The sequence below is a fragment of the Sulfitobacter sp. 1A15106 genome (genome assembly GCF_043556995.1).
In the GTDB taxonomy this organism is placed as follows: Bacteria; Pseudomonadota; Alphaproteobacteria; order Rhodobacterales; family Rhodobacteraceae; genus Sulfitobacter; species Sulfitobacter faviae.
Genome location: NZ_JBIFFM010000004.1, coordinates 168,591 through 190,381, shown reverse-complemented (window position 1 = coordinate 190,381; position 21,791 = coordinate 168,591). Strand labels below are relative to the sequence as shown.

The 21,791-nt window shown below is 63.5% G+C and carries 21 protein-coding genes; 9 read left to right on the top strand and 12 right to left on the bottom strand.

Annotated elements, in window-relative coordinates; translation table 11 throughout:
- Positions 1–53 precede the first annotated feature (53 nt).
- From ACGYKA_RS07945 to ACGYKA_RS07920, 6 genes are all read left to right on the top strand, one after another.
- Positions 54–1,055 carry a BMP family protein gene (locus ACGYKA_RS07945; RefSeq protein WP_271689361.1) on the top strand — a complete coding sequence of 334 codons (1,002 nt, stop codon included), beginning with the start codon at positions 54–56 and terminating at the stop codon, positions 1,053–1,055.
- 136 nt (positions 1,056–1,191) lie between these two features.
- Positions 1,192–2,793, top strand: a complete 1,602-nt coding sequence (locus tag ACGYKA_RS07940) for an ABC transporter ATP-binding protein (RefSeq protein WP_394410780.1) — start codon at positions 1,192–1,194, stop codon at positions 2,791–2,793.
- A gap of 1 nt (position 2,794) precedes the next feature.
- The gene (locus ACGYKA_RS07935) at positions 2,795–3,931 is read left to right on the top strand and encodes an ABC transporter permease (protein WP_394410782.1); all 1,137 of its coding nucleotides are present in this window, start codon (positions 2,795–2,797) and stop codon (positions 3,929–3,931) included.
- Between the two features lie 35 nt (positions 3,932–3,966).
- Positions 3,967–4,935, top strand: coding sequence for an ABC transporter permease (locus tag ACGYKA_RS07930; RefSeq protein ID WP_271689358.1), 969 nt, complete (start codon positions 3,967–3,969; stop codon positions 4,933–4,935).
- A 114-nt stretch (positions 4,936–5,049) separates the two neighbouring features.
- A complete protein-coding gene (locus ACGYKA_RS07925; protein ID WP_067261874.1) occupies positions 5,050–5,964 on the top strand; it encodes a sulfite exporter TauE/SafE family protein in 915 nt (304 codons plus the stop codon).
- A complete protein-coding gene (locus ACGYKA_RS07920) occupies positions 5,961–6,728 on the top strand; it encodes a TIGR02186 family protein (protein ID WP_271689357.1) in 768 nt (255 codons plus the stop codon). Before ACGYKA_RS07925 ends, ACGYKA_RS07920 begins: the two co-directional genes overlap by 4 nt.
- On the opposite strand, the gene ACGYKA_RS07915 is transcribed toward ACGYKA_RS07920, so the two are convergent.
- The 5 genes from ACGYKA_RS07915 to ACGYKA_RS07895 form a co-directional block, all read right to left on the bottom strand.
- On the bottom strand, positions 6,725–8,263 hold the full coding sequence (locus tag ACGYKA_RS07915; RefSeq protein WP_271689356.1) for an ATP-dependent RecD-like DNA helicase: 1,539 nt from the start codon (positions 8,261–8,263) through the stop codon (positions 6,725–6,727). The genes ACGYKA_RS07920 and ACGYKA_RS07915 overlap by 4 nt on opposite strands.
- An 80-nt stretch (positions 8,264–8,343) precedes the next feature.
- Positions 8,344–9,063 carry an autoinducer binding domain-containing protein gene (locus ACGYKA_RS07910; protein ID WP_394410785.1) on the bottom strand — a complete coding sequence of 240 codons (720 nt, stop codon included), beginning with the start codon at positions 9,061–9,063 and terminating at the stop codon, positions 8,344–8,346.
- On the bottom strand, positions 9,011–9,217 hold the full coding sequence (locus ACGYKA_RS07905) for a hypothetical protein (RefSeq protein ID WP_394410788.1): 207 nt from the start codon (positions 9,215–9,217) through the stop codon (positions 9,011–9,013). The genes ACGYKA_RS07910 and ACGYKA_RS07905 overlap by 53 nt, the downstream gene beginning before the upstream one ends.
- Positions 9,218–9,408: 191 nt before the next feature.
- Positions 9,409–10,689 (bottom strand): crotonyl-CoA carboxylase/reductase, encoded by a 1,281-nt coding sequence (gene ccrA / locus ACGYKA_RS07900; RefSeq protein ID WP_209217441.1) that lies wholly within the window; start codon positions 10,687–10,689, stop codon positions 9,409–9,411.
- Positions 10,690–10,814: 125 nt separating this feature from the next.
- The gene (locus tag ACGYKA_RS07895) at positions 10,815–12,212 is read right to left on the bottom strand and encodes a 1-acyl-sn-glycerol-3-phosphate acyltransferase (protein WP_394410791.1); all 1,398 of its coding nucleotides are present in this window, start codon (positions 12,210–12,212) and stop codon (positions 10,815–10,817) included.
- A 165-nt stretch (positions 12,213–12,377) separates the two neighbouring features.
- On the opposite strand from ACGYKA_RS07895, the gene ACGYKA_RS07890 reads away from it, so the two are divergent.
- The 3 genes from ACGYKA_RS07890 to deoD all read left to right on the top strand — a co-directional run bounded on the left by ACGYKA_RS07890 (position 12,378) and on the right by deoD (position 15,677).
- Positions 12,378–14,345 carry a methylmalonyl-CoA mutase family protein gene (locus tag ACGYKA_RS07890; RefSeq protein ID WP_394410794.1) on the top strand — a complete coding sequence of 656 codons (1,968 nt, stop codon included), beginning with the start codon at positions 12,378–12,380 and terminating at the stop codon, positions 14,343–14,345.
- 83 nt (positions 14,346–14,428) lie between these two features.
- Entirely contained in the window at positions 14,429–14,773 is a 345-nt protein-coding gene (locus ACGYKA_RS07885; RefSeq protein WP_271689351.1) for an H-NS histone family protein, read from the top strand.
- Between the two features lie 199 nt (positions 14,774–14,972).
- Positions 14,973–15,677, top strand: a complete 705-nt coding sequence (deoD, locus tag ACGYKA_RS07880) for a purine-nucleoside phosphorylase (protein WP_394410796.1) — start codon at positions 14,973–14,975, stop codon at positions 15,675–15,677.
- Positions 15,678–15,868: 191 nt separating this feature from the next.
- Here the strand turns inward: deoD and ACGYKA_RS07875 are convergent, their stop codons facing one another.
- From ACGYKA_RS07875 to sdhC, 7 genes are read right to left on the bottom strand one after another with little or no spacing between them, the layout of a single operon-like run.
- Positions 15,869–17,518, bottom strand: coding sequence for an FAD-binding dehydrogenase (locus ACGYKA_RS07875; protein WP_394410799.1), 1,650 nt, complete (start codon positions 17,516–17,518; stop codon positions 15,869–15,871).
- Positions 17,519–17,570: 52 nt separating this feature from the next.
- Positions 17,571–17,786 (bottom strand): hypothetical protein, encoded by a 216-nt coding sequence (locus ACGYKA_RS07870; protein ID WP_067261889.1) that lies wholly within the window; start codon positions 17,784–17,786, stop codon positions 17,571–17,573.
- Positions 17,787–17,840: 54 nt separating this feature from the next.
- A complete protein-coding gene (locus ACGYKA_RS07865) occupies positions 17,841–18,620 on the bottom strand; it encodes a succinate dehydrogenase iron-sulfur subunit (RefSeq protein WP_067261891.1) in 780 nt (259 codons plus the stop codon).
- Between the two features lie 10 nt (positions 18,621–18,630).
- Positions 18,631–18,966 (bottom strand): hypothetical protein, encoded by a 336-nt coding sequence (locus tag ACGYKA_RS07860; RefSeq protein WP_394410802.1) that lies wholly within the window; start codon positions 18,964–18,966, stop codon positions 18,631–18,633.
- The gene (gene sdhA / locus ACGYKA_RS07855; RefSeq protein WP_322329225.1) at positions 18,966–20,771 is read right to left on the bottom strand and encodes a succinate dehydrogenase flavoprotein subunit; all 1,806 of its coding nucleotides are present in this window, start codon (positions 20,769–20,771) and stop codon (positions 18,966–18,968) included. The genes ACGYKA_RS07860 and sdhA overlap by 1 nt, the downstream gene beginning before the upstream one ends.
- A gap of 28 nt (positions 20,772–20,799) precedes the next feature.
- Positions 20,800–21,171: a succinate dehydrogenase, hydrophobic membrane anchor protein gene (gene sdhD, locus ACGYKA_RS07850; protein ID WP_132446572.1), complete on the bottom strand. Its 372-nt coding sequence runs from the start codon at positions 21,169–21,171 to the stop codon at positions 20,800–20,802.
- An 11-nt stretch (positions 21,172–21,182) separates the two neighbouring features.
- The gene (sdhC, locus tag ACGYKA_RS07845; protein ID WP_067261898.1) at positions 21,183–21,566 is read right to left on the bottom strand and encodes a succinate dehydrogenase, cytochrome b556 subunit; all 384 of its coding nucleotides are present in this window, start codon (positions 21,564–21,566) and stop codon (positions 21,183–21,185) included.
- Positions 21,567–21,791: the final 225 nt, after the last annotated feature.

The following is a 21,791-nucleotide window of genomic DNA, read 5'->3' as shown; positions in this document are numbered from 1 at the left end:
CGTGGCGGCAGCATCTGATTGACCGCCCGACACCACAACCCGGGAGACACCAAATGACCCTCATGACGAAATTCCTCGGCGCTGCTGCGGGCCTCGCGCTCACCGCGGGCGCGGCAGCGGCTGAACCGGCGCTGATCTTCGACCTCGGCGGTAAGTTCGACAAGAGCTTCAACGAAGCGGCCTTCAACGGTGCCTCCCGCTGGGCCGAAGAAACCGGCGGCAAATTCGCCGAGATCGAAATGCAGTCCGAAGCGCAGCGTGAGCAGGCCCTGCGCCGCTTCGCCGAATCCGGTGCCAACCCGATCATCACCATGGGCTTTGCCATGGCCGATCCGCTGGCGACCGTCGCGCCCGACTATCCCGACACCAAGTTCGCCGTGATCGACGTGAACTGGCTCGACCTGCCCAACGTGCGTCAGGTCAGCTTTGCCGAACATGAAGGCTCCTACCTCGTCGGCGTCATGGCCGCGATGGCCTCCGAGAGCGACACCGTGGGCTTCGTCGGTGGCATGGACGTGCCGCTGATCCGTCACTTCGGCTGCGGCTATGCCCAAGGCGTCAAGGCGACCAACCCCGACGCAACCGTCATCGCCAATATGACCGGCACCACCCCCGCCGCGTGGAACGACCCGGTGAAGGGTTCCGAGATCACCAAGGCCCAGATCAACCAAGGCGCTGACGTGGTCTATGCCGCGGCGGGCGGCACCGGCGTGGGCGTGCTGCAAACCGCTGCCGACGAAGGCATCCTGTCGATCGGCGTCGATAGCAACCAGAACCACCTGCACCCGGGCAAGGTCCTGACTTCCATGCTGAAACGCGTCGATGTCGCCGTCTATGACGCGATGATGGCGGGCGAAGACCTTGAAGTCGGCGAAGTCGTGACCCTTGGCCTTGCCGAAGAAGGTGTTGGCGTTGCCATCGACGAGCATAACCAAGATCTCGTGACCGAAGAGATGAAGGCCGCTGTCGACGAAGCGCGCCAGAAGATCATCGACGGCGAGATCAAAGTCGTCTCCTACTACGAGAACGACAGCTGCCCGGCACTGGACTTCTGAGTCCGATTTATCCACAATCGACCCCCGGGGCCGCGCCGATCATCGGCGCGGCCCCTTTTAAAACCCCACAGCGTGACCGGGGCAGCGATGGACCAACGCCAGATCAAGGGCTGCAACGCCCGCAGGACCTTTTGACATGACCGATACCGCCCCCGCGATCGAACTCAAGGGCATCTCCAAGGCCTTCGGCCCGGTACAGGCCAACAAAGATATCTCCATCCGCGTCATGCCGGGCACGATCCACGGCATCATCGGCGAGAACGGCGCCGGTAAATCGACGCTGATGTCGATCCTCTACGGCTTCTACAAGGCCGACGCGGGCGAGATCTACATCGGTGGCCGCAAGACCGAGATCCCCGACAGTCAAGCCGCCATCGCCGCAGGCATCGGCATGGTGTTCCAGCACTTCAAGCTGGTCGAGAACTTCACCGTTCTGGAAAACATCATCCTCGGTGCCGAGGATGGCCGCCTCTTGAAGCCCTCGCTGTCGAAGGCGCGCAAGACGCTGATCGAACTGTCGAAGGACTACGGCCTCAACGTCGACCCCGACGCGCAGATTCAGGACATCGGCGTCGGCATGCAGCAGCGTGTGGAAATTCTGAAAGCGCTCTACCGGCAGGCCGATATCCTCATCCTCGACGAGCCCACCGGCGTGCTGACCCCGGCCGAGGCCGACCAGTTGTTCCGCATTCTCGGGCGTCTGCGCTCCGAGGGCAAAACCATCATCCTCATCACCCACAAGCTGCGCGAGATCATGGAGATCACCGACACCGTGTCGGTCATGCGCCGCGGCCAAATGACCGCCACCGTGAAAACCGCCGAGACCTCGCCGCAGGAACTGGCCGAGCTGATGGTCGGGCGCAAGGTGCTCTTGCGCGTGAACAAAGAGCCCGCCACCCCGGGCGATGTCATCCTCGACATCAAGGGCCTGCGGGTGGTCGACGACAAGGGCGTCGAGCGGCTGCGCGGGATTGATCTGCAGATTCGCGCCGGCGAAGTGCTGGGCCTTGCGGGCGTTGCGGGCAACGGCCAGTCGGAACTCTTGGAAGTGCTAGGCGGCTATGCCGACGGCACCGGCAACGTCACGCTCAACGGCACCCCGCTGGATCTCTCGGGCAAGAAGAGCGACGGCCAGTCGCGCCGTGCGCGTGGTGTGGCCCATGTGCCCGAAGACCGCCAGCGCGAAGGCCTGATCATGGATTTCCAGGCTTGGGAGAACAACGTCTTCGGCTACCACCACGACGATCGCTTCAACAGCGGCATGCTGATGGACCATGCCGCGATCCGCGCCGATGCCGAAGACAAGATGGCCCGTTTCGACGTGCGCCCGCCCGATCCGACGCTGGCGGCCAAGAATTTCTCGGGCGGCAACCAGCAGAAGATCGTTCTGGCCCGCGAGATCGAGCGCAACCCCGATCTTTTGCTGATCGGCCAGCCCACCCGCGGCGTCGACATCGGCGCGATCGAGTTCATCCACGAGCAGATCATCGCCCTGCGCGATCAGGGCAAGGCGATCCTGCTGGTCTCGGTCGAGCTCGAGGAAATCCTCGCCCTGTCGGACCGCATCGCGGTGATGTTCGACGGGCAGATCATGGGCGAACGCGCCGCCGATCAGACCGACGAAAAGGAGCTTGGGCTGCTGATGGCAGGCATCACCGATACCGAGAACGAACATAGCGTGGCCGAGGTCGAGGCCAATCTCGCCCGGGCGGGCGGCGACGCGCGCAAGGAGGTCTGAGATGGACGTGATGCCGAAATGGGCCGAGGTGATCCTCGTGCCGCTGATCTCATTGCTGCTGGCTGCCGTGCTCTCGGCGCTGGTGATCCTGTCGATCGGCGAAGACCCGATCGCGGCCGTGAACCTGATGGTCAAGGGCGCGCTCGGCTCGACCTATGGCTGGGGCTACACGCTCTACTACGCCACCAACTTCATCTTCACCGGCCTTGCCGTCGCCGTGGCGTTCCACGCGCGGCTGTTCAACATCGGTGGCGAGGGTCAGGCGATGCTGGGCGGCCTTGGCGTGGCGCTGGCCGCGCTCTACATCCCCTGGCCGCATTGGACGCTGGCACTGATCGGTTGCGGCGTCATGGCCGGTCTTCTGGGCGCCATCTGGGCCGCGATCCCCGGCTGGCTACAGGCCAAGCGCGGCTCCCACGTCGTCATCACCACGATCATGTTCAACTTCATCGCCGCGGCGCTGCTGAACTACGTGCTGGTCAACGTCATGCGCCCGCCCGGCAGCATGGACCCGGCGAGCGCCCGCTTCCCCGAGGCCGTGCATCTGCCGACCCTGCACGAGTTGCTTGCCCCCCTTGGCATCGCCTTCTCCAAATCCGCACCCGCCAACGTCTCGCTGCTGGTGGCCGTCGGCGCCTGCGTGGCGATCTGGATGCTGATCTGGCGCACCCGTCTGGGCTATGAAATCCGCGCCTACGGCCATTCGCAGCCGGCGGCGAAATACGCCGGCATCTCGCCCGTGCGCATCACCATGATCACCATGATCATCTCGGGCGCGCTGGCAGGGCTGATGGCGATCAACAACGTCATGGGCGAAAGCGAACGTCTGGTGCTGAACGCGACCGAGGGCGCGGGCTTCATCGGCATCGCCGTGGCGCTGATGGGCCGCTCGCACCCGGTGGGCGTCTTCTTTGCCGCGCTGCTCTTTGGCTTCCTCTACCAAGGCGGCGCGGAGCTTGCGCTCTGGACCTCGATCCCGCGCGAGCTGATCGTCGTCATCCAGGCGCTGGTGATCCTCTTCACCGGGGCGCTCGACAATATGGTGCGGATGCCGCTGGAGCGTTTCTTCTTGATGTTCCGCCGCCCCGGCCCGCCCAAACCCGGCCCCCGCAGCGCCCAGTCGGAGAGCGCGGAATGAGCCCCTATACCCCCCTGAGAAAGCGGGTCTGACCTATGGACTACATCACGCTCATCCAATTGCTTGACAGCACCGTGCGGCTCGCGACGCCGCTGCTCTTAGCCTGTCTTGCCGGTCTTTTCTCCGAACGCGCGGGCGTCTTCGACATCGGGCTTGAGGGCAAGATGCTGGCCGCGGCCTTCTTCTCGGCGGCGCTCGCCTCAATCACCGGGTCGGTCTGGCTGGGTCTGGCGGCGGGCATCGCCTCTTCGCTGGCGCTTAGCGCCGTGCATGGCCTTGCCTCGATCACCTTCCGCGGCAACCAGCTGATCTCAGGCGTGGCGATCAACTTCCTCGCCGCGGGCATGACCGTGCTGATCGCGCAGGACTGGTTCGCCCAAGGGGGCCGCACCCCCTCGCTCTTCGGCGGCGCGCGGTTCGAGCCGATCACTCTGCCCTTCGCTGAGGCGATGGAGAGCGTGCCCGTCATCGGCCCGCTTTACGAAGAGCTGATCTCGGGCCATTCGATCCTCGTCTATGCCGCCTTCCTCGCCGTGCCGCTGACATGGTGGATCCTGTTCCGCACCCGCTTCGGCCTGCGCCTGCGCGCGGTGGGCGAGAACCCCGCCGCCGTCGACACCGCCGGTGTCTCGGTCGTGGGTCTGCGCTATGCCGCGGTGGCCATCGCGGGGCTGCTCTGCGGCGTGGCGGGCGCCTACCTCAGCACCGCGCTGCAGGCGGGTTTCGTCAAGGACATGTCGGCGGGCCGCGGCTTCATCGCGCTGGCCGCGCTGATCTTCGCCAAGTGGCGTCCGTGGTACGCCCTTTGGGCCACCCTGCTCTTCGGCCTCTTCGGCGCGCTGGAGACCCGACCGGACGTGATCCAGTCGGTCATCGGCATCAAGGTGCAGGGCCAGCTTCTGGGCGCCCTGCCCTACCTGATGACCGTGGTGATCCTCGCCGGTTTTGTCGGAAAAGCGATCCCGCCGCGCGCGGGTGGCGAGCCCTATGTGAAAGAACGTTGACACTTCCTTCCGGCCCTTGCACCCGAGGGCCGGATCGGCGCAACCTGTCAAAGTGGTCGCCTCACCGCGACAAGCTATGTTGAACTGCGCGGCCGTTCGGGGCTAGGAAACGTCATGCAAATCTACCTGCCCATTGCCGAAGTATCGGTCAACGCCTTCCTCCTTTTGGGATTGGGCGGCATCGTGGGCATCCTTTCGGGCATGTTCGGCGTCGGCGGCGGGTTTCTGATCACGCCGCTGCTGTTCTTTGTCGGCATCCCGCCCGCCGTGGCGGTGGCGACCTCGACCAATCAAATCGTGGCCTCTTCCTTCTCGGCGCTTCTGGCGCATCTCAAGCGAAAGACGGTCGATTTCCGAATGGGCTGGGTGCTGCTGGCCGGGGGCCTGATCGGCTCCGGCATCGGCATGTTCATCTTTAACTACCTGAAATCGCTCGGCCAAGTCGATCTGCTGGTGACGCTTTGCTATGTCGTCTTCCTTGGCATTATCGGCGGGCTGATGTTCGTGGAATCGCTCCGCGCCATCCGCCGCACCCGCAAGGGGGGCCGAGTCAAACGCAAGAAGCACTATTGGGTGCATGGGCTGCCGTTCAAAATTCGCTTTCGGGTTTCGGGCCTCTATATCTCGGTGATCCCGCCGGTGCTGGTCGGCGCGGCGGTCGGGATGCTTTCGGCGATCATGGGCGTGGGCGGCGGTTTCATCATGGTGCCCGCGATGATCTACCTGCTCGGCATGCCGACAAAAGTGGTGATCGGCACCTCGCTGTTGCAGATCATCTTCGTCACCGGCTTCACCACCATGCTGCATGCCACCACCAACCAGACGGTCGACATCGTGCTGGCAGTGCTGCTGCTGGTGGGCGGCGTACTCGGCGCGCAGGTGGGCACGCGGATCGGCGTGCGGATGCAGGCCGAACAGCTGCGCATCCTGCTCGCGGTGCTGGTCTTGGCGGTCTGCGGCAAGCTGGCGCTCGACCTGTTGCTGGAGCCGGCGGAACTCTATTCACTCAGCCCGGTGGCGGCGGAATGATGCGCGCGCTGATCGCCTTCCTTGGCCTGTGTTTCACGGCCCTGACCGCCACGGCGGAAGAGGAAATCGTGCTTGGCCTCAGCCAGGCCGAAGTCTCCATCACCACCAATTTCGACGGGTCCGAGATCCTCGTCTACGGGGCCGTCAAACGCGAAACCCCGATCCCCGATGGCGCGCCGCTCGAAGTCGTCATTACCGTCTCCGGCCCCTCGGCCCCGGTGATGGTGCGCCGCAAAGAGCGGCGCTTTGGCATCTGGGTGAACACCGCCGCGGTTGAGGTCGACCGCGCACCAAGCTTCTACGCCGTGGTCACCTCCGGCCCGCTGGCCGAGGTGCTCAAACGCATCGAAGACCTGCGCCACCGCATCTCCATCCCCCGCGCCATCCGGTCGGTCGGCGCCCCGATGGAAATCGCGGACCCCACCCAATTCACCGACGCGCTGATCCGCGTGCGCAAAGATGCGAACCTGTACCAAGTCATCGAAGACGGGGTGAAGGTGGATGAGCAGACCCTCTTCCGCGCCGCCGTCGCCCTGCCCGCCTCGCTCACCGAAGGGGCCTATGACACGCGGATTTTCCTCACGCGCGGCGGCGATGTGGTGGCGCAATATGAGACGATCATCGACGTGCGCAAAGTCGGGATGGAGCGTTGGTTGTTCAACCTCGCCCACCAACAGGCGTTTCTCTACGGGCTCCTGTCGCTCTTCATCGCGGTCGCGGCGGGCTGGGGCGCCTCTGCCGTCTTCGGCCTCATGCGCCGCTAAGCCGCGCCATCCTCGGTCGCCTCAAGCGTCAGCGCCGCCGCTGGCGCGGCCCGCAGATCGTCCACCCGCAGCGGCCCCGAAGGCTTGCTGAGCCGGTTGCGCACCACCCAGATCAGCCGCTCCTGAGCGCGGGTGATGGCGACGTAAGCCAGCCGTTTCCACAGCGGCTGCCCCGCCTCACTCCGCCCCATCCGTGCGGCGGCATAGAGATCGGGGGCGAAGACCTGCACATTCTCCCACTGGCTGCCTTGGGCCTTGTGGATCGTCACCGCCGCCCCGTGCAGAAAGGTCGCCCCCATGCGCGCGGCGAAGGGGATGAAGGGCTCTTCTTCGTCGGGTTTCTCGATCTTCACGATCGAAGCGGCACTCACCTGCGGGTCCTCGGCCCCGATCACATGCAAGCGGCTAAAGCCGGGCTTGCGCCCCTCGCCCAGATAGACCACCTGCGCGCCCTTGATCAGGCCGCGCGCTTCAAGGTCCAGCCGTTTCTTCCGGTGTTTCAGCGGCAGTTCGATCCCATCGCAGATCAGCGGCTCACCCGCCAACAACGCATCCTCCGGCGCGCCATGCACGCTGCGGAACGCATTGATGAGCCGAATACGCGTCGCATTGCGCCAGACCAGCACCGGGCTGCGCGCCATCAGGTCGACCTCAACACGCTGGCCCCAGACCACGCGGTCATCGCGGCGCGCCGCGTCTTCAATCATCCGCTCAAAGTCATGAAACTCCAACTGCGGATCGGCCAGCGCATGGGCGAGATCAAGGATCGGGTTGTCGGCCTCTTGCCGGTGGATGCGGTTGAGGTTCAAGACGCGCTTCTCGGGCAGTTTCTCGAAGACCATCGTGCCCGACTGCCCCACCGGTGCCAACTGCGCCGGGTCGCCGAACAGCAGCAGCGTCGGGAAAATCTCTTTCAAATCCTCGAACTGCTTGTCGTCCAGCATCGAGCTTTCGTCGACAAAACCGATATCCAAGGGCTCTTCCCGCCGTTTCCAGCCGGTGATGAAGTCGCTGCCACGCAGCCCCGCCGCCGCCAGCGCCCCGGGCACCGACTTGTTGTTCGCGAAAAACGCCGCCGCGCGGTCGAGCGCCATTTCGCTGAGGCCCTCGATCTCGGGCTTTTCGCCGTTGCCGGTCAGCCATTCGGCGATGCGCTCGTATTCAGGGTGATAGACCGGCGTATAGAGAATGCGGTGGATCGTCGTCGCGGGCACCCCGCGCAGGCGCAGCACGCTCGCCGCCTTGTTGGTGGGCGCGAGGATCGCCAAGGTGCGCTTCTCCCGCTTCTTGCGCGATTCGTAATCGCCCGAGACGATCTCGACCCCGGCCCCTTCCAGCGCGCGGTAAAGCTCGGCCAGCAGCAGGGTCTTGCCCGATCCGGCCTTGCCGGTCACCGCCATCACCTGATCCGGCCCGCCCGCAGGCGGCATCAAAAGCGAGTCGTCCAGATCGATGCCCGCAGAGCGCAGCATATCGGCCACCTTGTCATGGGCGGCGGCTTGGTCTTCGGAATAGGTGAGCGCGGTAGATGTCATTGGGCGACCCTAAATGAGCCCCGCGCCGGGGGCCAGATGGCTTTGCCCCGCGCGCCTGCGATTCATGTGGATTATCCGCCTTAGACGACGATCAGCCCCCGGCTGAGCGCACGGGCGACGGCATGGGTGGTGTTGGACGCCCCCAGTTTGAAGCGGGCGCTTTCCACATAGGCCCGCAGCGTATGTTCCGAGATCGACAGACGGTCAGCCACCTGCGCGCGGCTGTAGCCCACCGCCAGCAGGGTCATCGCATCCACCTCGCGCGGGGACAGCGCCTGCACGGCACCCGGTGCCCGCTCCGGGGCCAGCGCCAGCGCCTTTTCGTTGAAGCAATGGGCCGCCCAAATCAAATCGCGCCGGTGCCGCGCGGTGAAAGCGGCCCAAACCCGATCGGTGCAACTGTGGTTCGTGGTGAAAAGCGCGAATTGCCCATGCGGCCCCCGGATCGGGACCGAGAACCCCTGATCGCCAACCCCATGGTCCAAAGCATCCCGGCGAAACTGCCGCGCGGCGCGAGAGGACCAATCGAGGTCTTTCCAATCCACCGGCTCGAACCGGCGATAGCAGCCCGAGACCACAGGATCGATCCGCAGGTAATTATGCGCCTGATAGCGCTCAGACCAGAGCGCGCCATAGGTGCCGCAGCCATATTGCACCCCCGCCGTGTCGACCCAGTGATAGACGACATGCAAAATGCCATAGTGATCGCGCAGGTCTTTGCAGGCCTGCCCAAGGGCGGGCTGGCCATCAGCCTGCGCCAGCCTTTCCCAAATCCGTTCCAGATGCGGCTTTATCCTCATGCGTCCGGCCCATGGCCCTTTCGCGTTGCAAGGACATCTCAGCCAGAGCGATCAGCGCCGCGTCGTCCAACTGTTCCGCCGTGCGCGGCAGTTGGTTCGCCATGGCAAAAGCCCTGAGATCGGCCAAAACGTCCAATATCCAATCATCTCGCATGAGGGTCGCCCAGCTTTGGTTAATGGCAGATTAATACAACCATAGCATGTACGAAATTTTGCACCATCCGCGCTTTCTGCCCCCACATAAATAGCGGGGCTGCGGGCGCTAAGCCTCTGTTTCGACAGGGCACCATGCAAAACCCCCGCAGCCGAAGCCACGGGGGTTTCATCTTAGCCGATCCGTGATGCTCAGTCGCGGGCGACCAGCGTGTCTTCCAACGTGCGCAGCCCGGTCGTCGGCGCTTGGACCAGTACCGACATATTCCCCGGCTTATGCTCATTACGCATCATCTTCATATGCGCCTCGGGCAGGTCGGCCCAGCTAAAGACCTCGGACATGCAGGGGTCGAGCCGCCGCTCCATCATCAGCTTGTTGGCCGCACTCGCCTGTTTGAGGTGGGCAAAGTGGCTGCCCTGCAAGCGCTTCTGGTGCATCCACATGTAGCGCACGTCGAAGGTCAGGTTGAACCCGCTTGTGCCTGCGCAGATCACCACCATGCCGCCCTTCTTCACCACGAAGGTGGAGACCGGGAAGGTCGCCTCGCCGGGGTGCTCAAACACCATATCGACGTTCACGCCCTTGCCGGTGATGTCCCAGATCGCCTTGCCGAACTTCCGCGCTTCCTTGAACCACTCGGCATATTCCGGCGTGTTCACCGTGGGCAGTTGGCCCCAGCAGTTGAAGTCCTTGCGGTTCAACACCCCCTTCGCACCGAGATCCATCACGAACTGGCGCTTGCTCTCGTCGCTAATCACGCCGATCGCATTGGCGCCCGCGGTGTTGATGAGCTGGATCGCATAGGAGCCGAGGCCACCGGAGGCGCCCCAGACAAGCACGTTCTGGCCGGGCTTCAGGTCATGCGGCTCATGGCCAAAGAGCATCCGGTAAGCGGTCGCCAGCGTCAGCGTGTAGCAGGCGCTTTCCTCCCACGTGAGGTGCTTGGGGCGCGGCATCAACTGCTGGCTCTGCACCCGGGTGAACTGCGCGAAAGAGCCGTCGGGCGTCTCGTAGCCCCAGATCCGCTGGCTGGGAGAATACATCGGGTCGCCGCCGTTGCATTCCTCGTCGTCGCCGTCGTCTTGGTTGCAGTGGATCACCACCTCATCGCCGACCTTCCAACGGGTCACCTTGTCGCCCACCGCCCAAACGATGCCCGAGGCATCGGAGCCTGCGATGTGGTAAGGCTCGCCATGGCCGTCGAAGGGGCTGATCGGCACGCCGCGCGCGGCCCAGACACCGTTGTAGTTGATGCCCGCCGCCATCACGAGAACCAGCACGTCTTGGCTATCAAGCTTGGGCACGTCGACCACCTCTTGCAGCATCGCGCTGTCGGGGTCGCCGTGCCGTTCGCGGCGGATCGCCCAGGCATACATCTGTTTCGGGACATGCCCCATCGGGGGCATCTCGCCCACTTCATAGAGGTCCTTTTGCGGGGCGTCATATTCGGCGTGTTTCGTATCCAGTGCCATGTGGGCCTCCTGCCGGTGATCGGTGTCTACAAGGTCTGTGCCGCACCGCAGAATCGCGGCGGCTCCCTTTCGGGATATGACCCACCGCGCAACAATGCAACCCCTAGATGCCGCCGTTTGTAATTTTATGACCCAGCAGTCGCAGCAATTTCTGCCGCAGGTGCAGCATCCTCCGAGGGGAAATGTGCAATGGAATTAGCGTAGAAGGCCAAAACAGGCCCCTGCCCCTCGACGATCTCCAGCCCCTCTGGGCCTTCGGAAATGACGCCACGTTTCTTGAGCCGCGCGACAGCGCGGGCGACCCGTTCGGGCAGGACTTCCGGCTTTGGCACCCGATTGCGCGGTGGCATCTGCTCCAAAGTGGCAGCCACTTCGGCCAGCAGATCGGCCTCCTTCATCGGGCGGGCGGCCTGCAACATCACCCGCGCGATCAGCGGCACGGTCAGCACCGGCATCGCCTGCGCGATCCGCTCCATCAACATCTCGGACAACTCCGAGACCGGCACGCCGGCCCCAGTACGACGCAGCGACAGCGGATCGCCGAAAGTCACCGCCGCCGTGCCAAAACGCGTGTCGCGCCCGCGCAGCCGCCGCCACATCTTGCGCAGCACAAAACCCACAACCACCGTGATCCGCGCTCCGAAACGCCGGTCCCCGCGCTGCCCGGCGGCGATCAACACGCGGTCTTCCAGCACCCGGTCATAGTTAATCGCCACGGGCACAAAGATGATATCGCGCTCGCCCTCGGGGTCGAACCCATCCACGACATAGGACAGAAGCCCGACCTTCGGCGGCTGCAAGGCCCCGGTCAGGCTCAAGCCGCCCTCGGGGTAGAAGGCCTGCGTCACCCCGCCCGTCGTGGCCATCTGCACATAGCGCGCCAAGACCTTGCGATAGAGCGCCCCGCGCGACCGGCGGCGGATGAAGTAGGCCCCCATGGAGCGGATCAGCGTGCTCAGCGGCCAAACCCGCGCCCATTCCCCCACTGCATAGCTCAGCGCCGAAGACCGCGCGGCGAGATAGGTCACCAGCATGTAATCCATGTTCGACCGGTGGTTCATGATAAAGACCACCGTGGCATCCCGCGGCAGCGCGGCAAATGTCGTCTCGTTACTCACGGCTGTTTCGACCCGGTAGACCGTATTGGTCAACAACCGCGCAAGCCGGATGCCAAAGCTGAAATAGGCAAAGGCCGAAAACCGCGGCACGATCTCGCGCGCATATTCCCGCGCCTTTTGAAAGGCGACGTTCTCGGGCACGCCGTTGCTGCGGGCATAGTTGACGATCTCTTGGCTGACCTCCGGATCATAGATCAGCCGCTGGATCATGTCGTGCCGCCGCGCCAGTTTGAAGGGCTCAATGGGCCGCGTCAGCCGCTTGTTCAACCGCGCCACCGCCCGCTCAAGCCGCCGGCGAAAGAACCAACGCACCGAAGGCAGTAGAAAATGGCTCAGCGCCGTGACGGCTGCGAAAACCACGATGAGGATGAACAGCCAAAGGGGCAATTGCACAGTCTGCGTCATGGCTTAACCCTTACAGTGCAGGGGCGAGAGGACAATATTTATCTGTCTAGCGCCCCCTTGCGCGACGCAGGTGATGCCGCAACGCAGCGAATTGACAGAGGCATATTATTTCCCCTATCAACATCGCAACGCAACTTTATTGCCACCCAGATTCATGAGGCCACGATGACCCAACCGCAGAAAGACCGCCCCTGGCTCATTCGCACCTACGCGGGCCATTCCACCGCCGCCGCATCCAACGCGCTCTACCGCTCGAACCTCGAGCGCGGGCAGACCGGGCTTTCAGTGGCCTTCGACCTGCCGACCCAAACGGGCTATGACAGCGACCATGTGCTCAGCCGTGGCGAGGTGGGCAAAGTGGGCGTGCCAGTGAATCACCTCGGCGATATGCGCGCATTGTTCGACGGCATCCCGCTGGAACAGATGAACACCTCGATGACGATCAACGCCACCGCCCCATGGCTGCTCGCGCTCTATATCGCGGTGGCCGAGGAACAGGGCGCGGATGTCTCAAAGCTGCAAGGCACGGTGCAAAACGACCTGATCAAGGAATACCTCAGCCGCGGCACCTATATCTGCCCGCCCGCGCCATCGCTCAAGATGATCGCGGATGTGGCCGAATTCTGCTATACGAATGTCCCGAAATGGAACCCGATGAACGTCTGTTCCTACCACCTGCAAGAGGCGGGCGCGACGCCGGAACAGGAATTGGCCTTCGCGCTGGCCACCGCCACCGCCGTGCTCGACGCGCTGAAACCCCGCGTCCCGGCAGAGGATTTCCCGAAATTGGTGGGCCGCATCTCCTTCTTCGTGAACGCAGGCATCCGTTTCGTCACCGAAATGTGCAAAATGCGCGCCTTTGTAGACCTTTGGGACGAGATTTGCCGCGAGCGCTATGGGGTTGAAGACCCAAAATTCCGTCGTTTCCGCTATGGGGTGCAGGTCAATTCGCTGGGGCTGACCGAACAACAACCCGAGAATAACGTCTACCGTATTCTCATCGAAATGCTGGCCGTGACCCTGTCGAAAAAAGCCCGCGCCCGCGCCGTGCAATTGCCCGCATGGAACGAAGCCCTCGGCCTGCCCCGCCCCTGGGATCAACAATGGTCGATGCGGATGCAGCAGATCATGGCCCATGAAACGGATCTTTTGGAATTCGACGATCTATTCGACGGCAACCCGGCGGTCGATGCAAAGGTCGAATTGCTCAAAGAAGGCGCACGGGCCGAATTGGCGAATCTCGACGGTATGGGCGGCGCGATTTCCGCGATCGATTACATGAAAGGACGTTTGGTCGAAAGCAATGCCGACCGGCTGCGCCGCATCGAAAGCGGCGAAACCGTCGTGGTGGGCGTCAACAAATGGCAGCAAGGCGCGCCCTCGCCCCTGATGACCGGCGCGGGCGATATCATGCAATCCGACCCCGGCGCCGAGGCCGACCAGCTCGCCCGGCTCGACGCATGGCGCAGCGCGCGCGACGAGGGTGCCGTGAAACAGGCGCTGGCCGATCTGCGCGCCGCAGCGCAGGGCGGCGAGAACATCATGCCCGCCTCCATCGCCGCCGCGAAGGCCGGGGTGACCACCGGCGAATGGGCCGCGCAGATGCGCGCCGTTCACGGGGAATATCGTGGCCCCACAGGGGTTTCCGCAGGCCAGTCCAACAAGACCGAAGGTCTGGACGACCTGCGCGACGCGGTAGACGCGGTCAGCGACAAATTGGGCCGCAGGCTGAAATTCCTCGTCGGCAAACCGGGCCTCGACGGCCACTCAAACGGGGCCGAGCAGATCGCCGTCCGCGCCCGCGATTGCGGCATGGACATCAGCTATGAAGGCATCCGTCTGACACCTGCGGAGATCGTCGAAGCAGCACAAACGGAAGCTGCCCATGTGGTCGGCCTGTCGATCCTCTCGGGCTCTCACGTGCCCCTGGTCGAAGACCTGATGAAACGCATGGCCGAGGCCGGGTTGACCCATATTCCCGTCATCGTCGGCGGCATCATTCCCGAGGCCGACGCGACCCGTTTGCGCGCCGCCGGGGTGGCGCAGGTCTATACGCCGAAGGACTTCGAATTGAACGTCATCATGCAGGATATCATTACGCTCGCCGATCCCAAAGCAGTGGCGGCGGAATAGGCTGACACAAAATACATCGTGCAATTAACTTATTGCCTCTATAATTCCCTCTACCAGCACAATCTGGAAAGGAAATATCAGATATGGAAAAAGACCTGAAATCCATGAGCCGTAAGGAACTGGAGAAACTTCTGTCGGATGTCAAAAAGGCATTGCAGGCCGCGCAGGCGCGCGAACGCCGCGCCGCACGCAAGGCCGCGCAAAAGGCAGCGGCGGAATATGGCTTTTCCCTGAATGAGTTAGCTGATGAGGCCCCCGCGCCCAAGAAGGCCAAGAAGCCGCGCAAAGCGCCCGCCGGTCCGAAATCGAAACCTCAGTTCGCCAATCCGGAGAACCCGTCCCAGACTTGGACTGGAAAAGGCCGCCAGCCGAATTGGTTCCGCGCCCAAGTAGAGAATGGTGCCGATCCGGAAACGATGCGGGTTTAATACTTCCCGAAATACGGGAATTTCGCGCCGGCTGAATAGCAATTCACCGGCGCTTTTTTGTTGCTAACGGAAATGTGAATTCGATAGTCACCGCCCGCACGGCGCCGAGCGGAAGTTTACGTCACGCCCCCTGCCCCACCGCAGCCCTTGTGAAGCCCGCCTTGCGCAGGCAAAATGCGCCAAACATCAGGAGACAGAAATGACCGTCCATATTGGCGCAAAACCCGGCGATATCGCCGAAACCGTATTGATGCCCGGCGACCCCTACCGCGCGAAATGGGCGGCGGAGACCTTTCTTGAAGGGCCCGAACTGGTCAACGAAGTGCGCGGTATGCTCGGCTTTACCGGCACATGGCGCGGCAACCGGGTGACGATCCAAGGCTCGGGCATGGGCATGCCGTCGCTGTCGATCTACGCCAATGAGTTGATGACCGAATATGGCGCGCAGACCCTGATCCGCATCGGCTCTTGTGGCGGGATGCAATCCCATGTCGGCATCCGCGACGTGATCATCGCCATGACGGCGAGCACGATCACCTCGCCCTCCTCCGGCATTTTCCGCGAATTGAACTACGCCCCCTGCGCCGATTACGGCCTTTTGAGCGCTGCTGTCGCTGCCGCCGAAAAGCTGGAGGCCAAGACCCATGTGGGCGGGATCTATTCCTCAGATGTTTTCTATGCGGAGCGCCCCGATCTCGATGAGCAGATGGTGCGCCATGGCATCCTCGGTGTCGAGATGGAAGCGGCGGAGCTTTACACGCTGGCCGCGCGGCACAAGCGGCGTGCCTTGGCGGTGTTGACGGTGAGCGATCATTTGCAGACCGGCGAGGCGTTGCCGTCGGAGGATCGCGAGAAGAGTTTTGGCGATATGGTCGAGATTGCGCTGGAGGCGGCCTTTGCCTGAGTGCGGCGCCTGCTGAGAGGGCGGGATTGGTATTTGAAAAAGGATGAAGGGGCGCGGCGGGGGTCGCGCCTTTTTTCGTGGCTTGGCGGGTGGTGTGAGCGAGGGGGGTGCTTCGTTGGTTGGCGCTCGCGTGTGGGGAAAGTGCGGAAGGTATTTGGGAAAGGATGAAGGGAGGGGGTGTGGTGCGTCTTTCAGGCGTGTTGGCCGGCGAGGCGGCCGGAGTAGAGGCAGCCGCCCAAGAAGGTGCCTTCGAGGGCGTTGTAGCCGTGGTAGCCGCCGCCGCCGAAGCCGCAGACCTCTCCGGCTGCGAAGAGACCGGGGAGGATGGTGCGCGCAGGCGTGAGCACGCGGCCTTGGGTGTCGCTGTGTAATCCGCCGAGGGATTTCCGGGTGAGGATGTTGAGCCGCACGGCGATGAGCGGGCCGTTGGCCGGATCGAGAATGGCGTGGGGTTTGGCGGTGCGGATCAAGCGGTCGCCACGGTAGTTGCGGGCGCCGCGTATTGCTGTGATCTGGGCGTCTTTGGCGAAGGGGTTGCCCAATTGGCCGTCGCGGGCTTTGATCTGGGCGCGGATGTGCTCTAGGGCGACGGGGGTCTCGGGTGTGACGGCGTTCATGCGGGTGACGAGGGTTTCCAAGTCCTCGGCGACGATGAAATCCGCGCCTTTTTCTTTGAAGGCCTCGACCGCGGCGGTTGCCCCCTTGCCGAGCCGTGCTTTCAGGACTTCGCCCCATTTGCCGGAGGTAAGATCGGGGTTCTGTTCGGATCCCGAGAGGGCGAATTCCTTTTCGATGATCTTTTGCGTGAGGATGAACCAGCTGTGCTCGCCTGCTTGCAGGATGCGTTTGAGGGTCGAGAGCGTGTCGAAGCCGGGCAGGCAGGGCGCTTCCATCCGATTGCCCTGCGCGTCGAACCACATGGACGAGGGACCGGGTAGGATGCGGATGCCGTGGTTGGGCCAGATCGGATCCCAATTTTGCACGCCTTCGCAGTAGTGCCACATGCGGTCTTCGTTAATGAGCCCCGCCCCGGCCTTTGCCGCGATGGCGTGCATCTTGCCGTCGACGTAGTCGGGCACGCCGCTGACCATGTGGCGCGGCGCGGGGCCGAGACGGTCTTTGGGCCAGTGTTGCCGCACCAGATCGTGGTTGGCGCCGATGCCGCCGGTGGTGAGGATGACGGCCTCGGCGGTATGCTCAAAGTCGCCGGTGACATTGCGCGATGTGCTCTGACCGCGCGGGGCGTCGCTGTTTTCCAGCACCTCGCCCGCCACGCCGGTGACCGCGCCATCCGTTGTGACCAGCCGGGTGACGCGGTGGCGGAAGGCAAGGCGCAGTTTGCCCGCTGCCGCGTAGTCCTGCATCAGCCGCGCGAAGGGGGCGACGACGCCGGTGCCGGTGCCCCAGGTGATATGAAAGCGCGGGACAGAGTTGCCGTGGCCATGGGCCCCTGCCCCGCCGCGCTCGGCCCAGCCGACGACCGGGAACCAGCGCAGGCCAATCTGGTGCAGCCAAGCGCGCATGTCGCCCGCGGCCCAGTCGATGAACCCTTCCGCGAGCTTGCGGGGATTGGCGTCCTCTGCCCGGTCGAACTGCGCCGAGCCCATCCAGTCGCGATAGGCGAGTTCCGCGCTGTCGCGGATGCCCATGCGGCGCTGTTCGGGTGTGTCGACCATGAAGAGACCGCCGAGCGACCAATAGGCCTGCCCGCCAAGGCTTTGCGGGCCTTCTTGGTCCATGAGCAGCACCCGGCGACCGCGCAGCACGGCCTCATGGGCGGCGACCATGCCGGCCAGACCCGCCCCCACCACGATCACATCTGCATTGAAACGCTCACCCATTCCCACCTCCCCTGTTCCGGCAAGCTTGCGGCGGGCTGGGGGCAAAAGCAAGTCACAGGCGCGGAGTGTCGAGCCCTTTGAGGCAGCGGTCGGGCGGGCCTTCGCTGCGGTAGGCTTCGGCCCCGCAGGCGACGCAGTGGTATTTGCGCAGCGCGCCCTTGTCCCCCGCCCGGTCTTCGCGCCAGCGGCAGTCGCGCGTGGGCGCGTTGCGACGGGCAAAGATCAGCACGATCACAAAGACGATAACGATGACAAAGGGCAGGATCATGGGAAAAACCAAAGGCCCGGCGCTTGGCCGGGCCTTCCTGTCGGATTGGGTGGATTAGACGGTGCGCTCGACCATCAGTTTCTTGATATTGGCGATCGCCGCCGCCGGGTTCAGCCCCTTGGGACAGGTTTTGGCGCAGTTCATGATCGTGTGGCAGCGGTAGAGCTTGAAGGGGTCTTCGAGGTCATCAAGACGCTCGCCCGTCGCCTCGTCCCGGCTGTCGATGATCCAGCGGTAGGCATGCAGCAGGGCCGCTGGCCCGAGGTAGCGGTCGCCGTTCCACCAGTAGCTGGGGCAAGAAGTCGAGCAGCAGGCGCACATGATGCACTCATACAGACCGTCGAGCTTGGCGCGGTCATCGATCGACTGTTTCCACTCCTTGCGCGGCTCGGGCGTGTCGGTCTCCAGCCATGGTTGGATGCTGGCGTGCTGGGCGTAGAAGTGGGTCAGATCGGGGATCAGGTCCTTGACCACCGGCATATGCGGCAGCGGGTAGATCTTCACCACGCCGTTGATCTCTTCCATGCCGTAGGTGCAGGCCAGCGTGTTGATCCCGTCGATGTTCATCGCACAAGAGCCGCAGATGCCCTCGCGGCAGGAGCGGCGGAAGGTCAGCGTCGGGTCGATCTCGTTCTTGATCTTGATCAACGCGTCGAGAATCATCGGCCCGCAATCGTCCATATCGACGAAATAGGTGTCGAGCGCCGGGTTCTTCCCGTCGTCGGGGTTCCAGCGATAGATGTGGAACTCGCGCAGGTTGGTTGCCCCTTCGGGCTTGGGCCATGTCTTGCCGCTGGTCATGCGGGAGTTTTTCGGAAGCGTCAGTTGAACCATTATGCGTCTCCTAAAGCGTCAGACCGGCTGCGGGCGCGGCGGCCAGCAGGCAGGTACGGGTCTCGGGGCGCGACAGGATGGTGCGCACGGAGCCCGCTGTTGTCTCATCCACGCCAACCACGGTGGCGCGGGCCAATTCGCGCAGCTCCAGCGCGTCGGCATTGTCGATGATGCAATCGGTGAAGGGGGTGATTAGCTCTTTCGGCACCTGCGGGAAACGGGTGGCCAGAACCTCGGTCACCACGCCTTTGGAGGTCTGGCGGGCGGTGTCATCCACCGCCTGCTGAACCTCGACACAGGCCGACAGGCCGAGCAGTGTGGCCGCGATGAGTGCTGTGCGAACCATCAATACACCCGTGCCTTGGGGGCGATCTTCTTCATATCGATCCCGCCTTCGTCTTCCTTGGTCAGCGGATCAAGGTGCACGGCGCGGTAGGTCAGCTTGGCATCGTTGCCATCGAACCAGGCCAGCGAATGCTTGCGCCATTCGTCGTCGTTCCGGTCCGGGTAATCCTCATGCGCATGCGCGCCCCGGCTCTCTTTCCGCGCGGCGGCGGCGGTGATCGTGGCGGTGGCGTTGGGCATCAGGTTGGTCAGCTCCAGCGTCTCCATCAGGTCGGAGTTCCACACGAGGCTGCGGTCGGTGACATGCAGATCGTTCAGCTTGTCGGCCACGTCGATCATCTTCTTGCGGCCTTCCTCCAGCGTCTTGTCGGTGCGGAAGACGGCGGCATCGGCCTGCATGGTCTTTTGCATCTCAAGGCGCAGTTCGGCTGTCGGCGTGCCGCCCTTGGCATTGCGCAGACCGTCGAAGCGATCGAACGCCTTCTCGACCGATTTGAGGTTCGGCGCGGGCACGGGGCTGTCGGCGTCGACGATCTTGGCGGCCCGGATCGCAGCGGCGCGGCCAAAGACCACGAGGTCGATGAGCGAGTTGGAGCCCAGACGGTTGGCCCCATGTACAGAAGCACAGCCCGCCTCGCCCACGGCCATCAGGCCGGGTGCGATGGCATCGGGGTTGTCGGCGGTCGGGTTCAGCACCTCGCCCCAGTAGTTCGTGGGGATGCCACCCATGTTGTAGTGCACGGTGGGCAGCACCGGGATCGGCTCTTTCGTGAGGTCCACACCGGCAAAGATGCGTGCCGATTCCGAGATGCCCGGCAGGCGCAGGTCCAGCGTCTCCGGCGGCAGGTGGTTGAGGTGCAGGTGGATGTGATCCTTATTCTCACCCACGCCGCGGCCTTCGCGGATTTCCATCGTCATGCAGCGCGAAACAACGTCGCGCGAGGCCAGATCCTTATACGTCGGCGCGTAGCGTTCCATGAAGCGCTCGCCTTCGGAGTTGGTGAGATAGCCACCCTCGCCCCGCGCACCTTCGGTGATCAGGCAGCCCGCACCGTAGATGCCGGTGGGGTGGAACTGAACGAATTCCATGTCTTGCAACGGCAGACCCGCGCGGGCCGCCATGCCGCCGCCGTCGCCGGTGCAGGTATGTGCGGAGGTCGCCGAGAAATAGGCGCGGCCATAGCCGCCTGTCGCCAGCACGACCATCTTGGCGCTGAACAGATGCATGGTGCCGTCGTCGAGTTTCCAGCAGAGCACACCTTGGCAGACACCGTCGTCCGACATGATCAGGTCGATGGCGAAATATTCGATAAAGAATTCCGCGCTCTGCTTCAGCGACTGGCCGTAAAGCGTGTGCAGGATCGCGTGGCCGGTCCGGTCAGCGGCGGCACAGGTGCGCTGCACGGGCGGGCCTTCGCCGAATTCGGTGGTGTGGCCGCCGAAAGGACGCTGGTAGATTTTGCCCTCTTCAGTGCGCGAGAAGGGCACGCCGTAATGCTCAAGCTCGTAAACCGCCTTGGGCGCTTCGCGGGCGAGGTATTCCATCGCGTCGGTATCGCCCAGCCAGTCCGACCCCTTGACCGTGTCATACATATGCCACTGCCAATTGTCGGGGCCCATGTTGCTCAAGGACGCGGCTATGCCGCCCTGCGCGGCCACGGTGTGGCTGCGGGTCGGGAACACCTTAGAGATACAGGCCGTGCGCAGCCCCTGCTCCGCCATGCCCAAAGTCGCGCGCAGACCAGCACCGCCTGCCCCCACCACGACAACGTCATATTCGTGGGTTTCGTATTCATATGCTGCCATTTAATCGGTCTCCCGTTTGGGCGTATTGTTACAGGGCGAGCTTGGCGATGGCGAAAACGCCGACCGCTGCTGCGCCGTAGCTGATGATGGTCATCACGATGAGGGCGACTTTGTTGGCCAGCCCATGGACATAGTCCTCGATCAGCACCTGCACGCCGTCATTGAAATGTTTAAAGCCCACGATCAGCGTCAGCGCCGCCACGATGGCCGGGAAGGGACGCGCGTAATAGGCAAGGATTTCTTCATATGTGCCGCCGAGCGCACTGCCGAAGGTAAAGACGAACAGCGGGATCAGTACCAACAGCGCCAGCGAAGAGACTTTCATCGCCCAGAAATGCGCGGTGCCGGTTTTCGCCGAGCCAAGGCCGCGGGCGCGTTTGCGATCTGTCATGTATGCCATGGTGTCGCTCCTCAAACGATGATGATGGTCAGGATGGTCAGCACGACCGATCCGATCAGCACGGTCCAGCCCAGCTTTTCCGCAGTGGGGATATCGAGCATGCGGCCCGTGTCCCAGATCAGGTGCCGCACACCGGCCAGCGTGTGATACCACAGACCTAGGAGAGACAGGGTAAAGACCAGATCACCGAACCAGCTGGTCATGATCCCGTTCACCGTGTCGAAATACTCAAGCGACGTGGCCGCGGCGAGGAACCACCACACGATCAGCAGCGCGGTGATCAGCATCGCGTTGCCGGTGATCCGGGTGAGAATCGACGTCATGGAGGTCAATTGAGGGCGGTAGATCGTCAAATGCGGGGAAAGCGGGCGGTTACCCCGGTTCACATCGGCCATGGCGCGGTCCTTTGTCCTGTGCTTTGTCCTGTGCTTTGCATCTTGATAGCGGTTTTTACAGGACTGTCACGGGGAACTGCGGGGAATCTGCGGGGTTTGGCCGGTGTTTCGGTGGAAAAATGACAGAGTGAGGTGGTCCTGCCCGCTTTTGTGATCACAGCAGATTATCGTGTGATCACAAACCTACCCCACCCCCGAACGAAAAAGCGCGCCCCGATTGGGACG

Bases quoted from the DNA above. Each gene is read 5' to 3' on its own strand.
- ACGYKA_RS07945 (WP_271689361.1), top strand. From the start codon at position 54: ATGACCCTCATGACGAAATTCCTCGGCGCTGCTGCGGGCCTCGCGCTC.
- ACGYKA_RS07940 (WP_394410780.1), top strand. From the start codon at position 1,192: ATGACCGATACCGCCCCCGCGATCGAACTCAAGGGCATCTCCAAGGCC.
- ACGYKA_RS07935 (WP_394410782.1), top strand. From the start codon at position 2,795: ATGGACGTGATGCCGAAATGGGCCGAGGTGATCCTCGTGCCGCTGATC.
- ACGYKA_RS07930 (WP_271689358.1), top strand. From the start codon at position 3,967: ATGGACTACATCACGCTCATCCAATTGCTTGACAGCACCGTGCGGCTC.
- ACGYKA_RS07925 (WP_067261874.1), top strand. From the start codon at position 5,050: ATGCAAATCTACCTGCCCATTGCCGAAGTATCGGTCAACGCCTTCCTC.
- ACGYKA_RS07920 (WP_271689357.1), top strand. From the start codon at position 5,961: ATGATGCGCGCGCTGATCGCCTTCCTTGGCCTGTGTTTCACGGCCCTG.
- ACGYKA_RS07915 (WP_271689356.1), bottom strand. From the start codon at position 8,263: ATGACATCTACCGCGCTCACCTATTCCGAAGACCAAGCCGCCGCCCAT.
- ACGYKA_RS07910 (WP_394410785.1), bottom strand. From the start codon at position 9,063: ATGAGGATAAAGCCGCATCTGGAACGGATTTGGGAAAGGCTGGCGCAG.
- ACGYKA_RS07905 (WP_394410788.1), bottom strand. From the start codon at position 9,217: ATGCGAGATGATTGGATATTGGACGTTTTGGCCGATCTCAGGGCTTTT.
- ccrA (WP_209217441.1), bottom strand. From the start codon at position 10,689: ATGGCACTGGATACGAAACACGCCGAATATGACGCCCCGCAAAAGGAC.
- ACGYKA_RS07895 (WP_394410791.1), bottom strand. From the start codon at position 12,212: ATGACGCAGACTGTGCAATTGCCCCTTTGGCTGTTCATCCTCATCGTG.
- ACGYKA_RS07890 (WP_394410794.1), top strand. From the start codon at position 12,378: ATGACCCAACCGCAGAAAGACCGCCCCTGGCTCATTCGCACCTACGCG.
- ACGYKA_RS07885 (WP_271689351.1), top strand. From the start codon at position 14,429: ATGGAAAAAGACCTGAAATCCATGAGCCGTAAGGAACTGGAGAAACTT.
- deoD (WP_394410796.1), top strand. From the start codon at position 14,973: ATGACCGTCCATATTGGCGCAAAACCCGGCGATATCGCCGAAACCGTA.
- ACGYKA_RS07875 (WP_394410799.1), bottom strand. From the start codon at position 17,518: ATGGGTGAGCGTTTCAATGCAGATGTGATCGTGGTGGGGGCGGGTCTG.
- ACGYKA_RS07870 (WP_067261889.1), bottom strand. From the start codon at position 17,786: ATGATCCTGCCCTTTGTCATCGTTATCGTCTTTGTGATCGTGCTGATC.
- ACGYKA_RS07865 (WP_067261891.1), bottom strand. From the start codon at position 18,620: ATGGTTCAACTGACGCTTCCGAAAAACTCCCGCATGACCAGCGGCAAG.
- ACGYKA_RS07860 (WP_394410802.1), bottom strand. From the start codon at position 18,966: ATGGTTCGCACAGCACTCATCGCGGCCACACTGCTCGGCCTGTCGGCC.
- sdhA (WP_322329225.1), bottom strand. From the start codon at position 20,771: ATGGCAGCATATGAATACGAAACCCACGAATATGACGTTGTCGTGGTG.
- sdhD (WP_132446572.1), bottom strand. From the start codon at position 21,171: ATGGCATACATGACAGATCGCAAACGCGCCCGCGGCCTTGGCTCGGCG.
- sdhC (WP_067261898.1), bottom strand. From the start codon at position 21,566: ATGGCCGATGTGAACCGGGGTAACCGCCCGCTTTCCCCGCATTTGACG.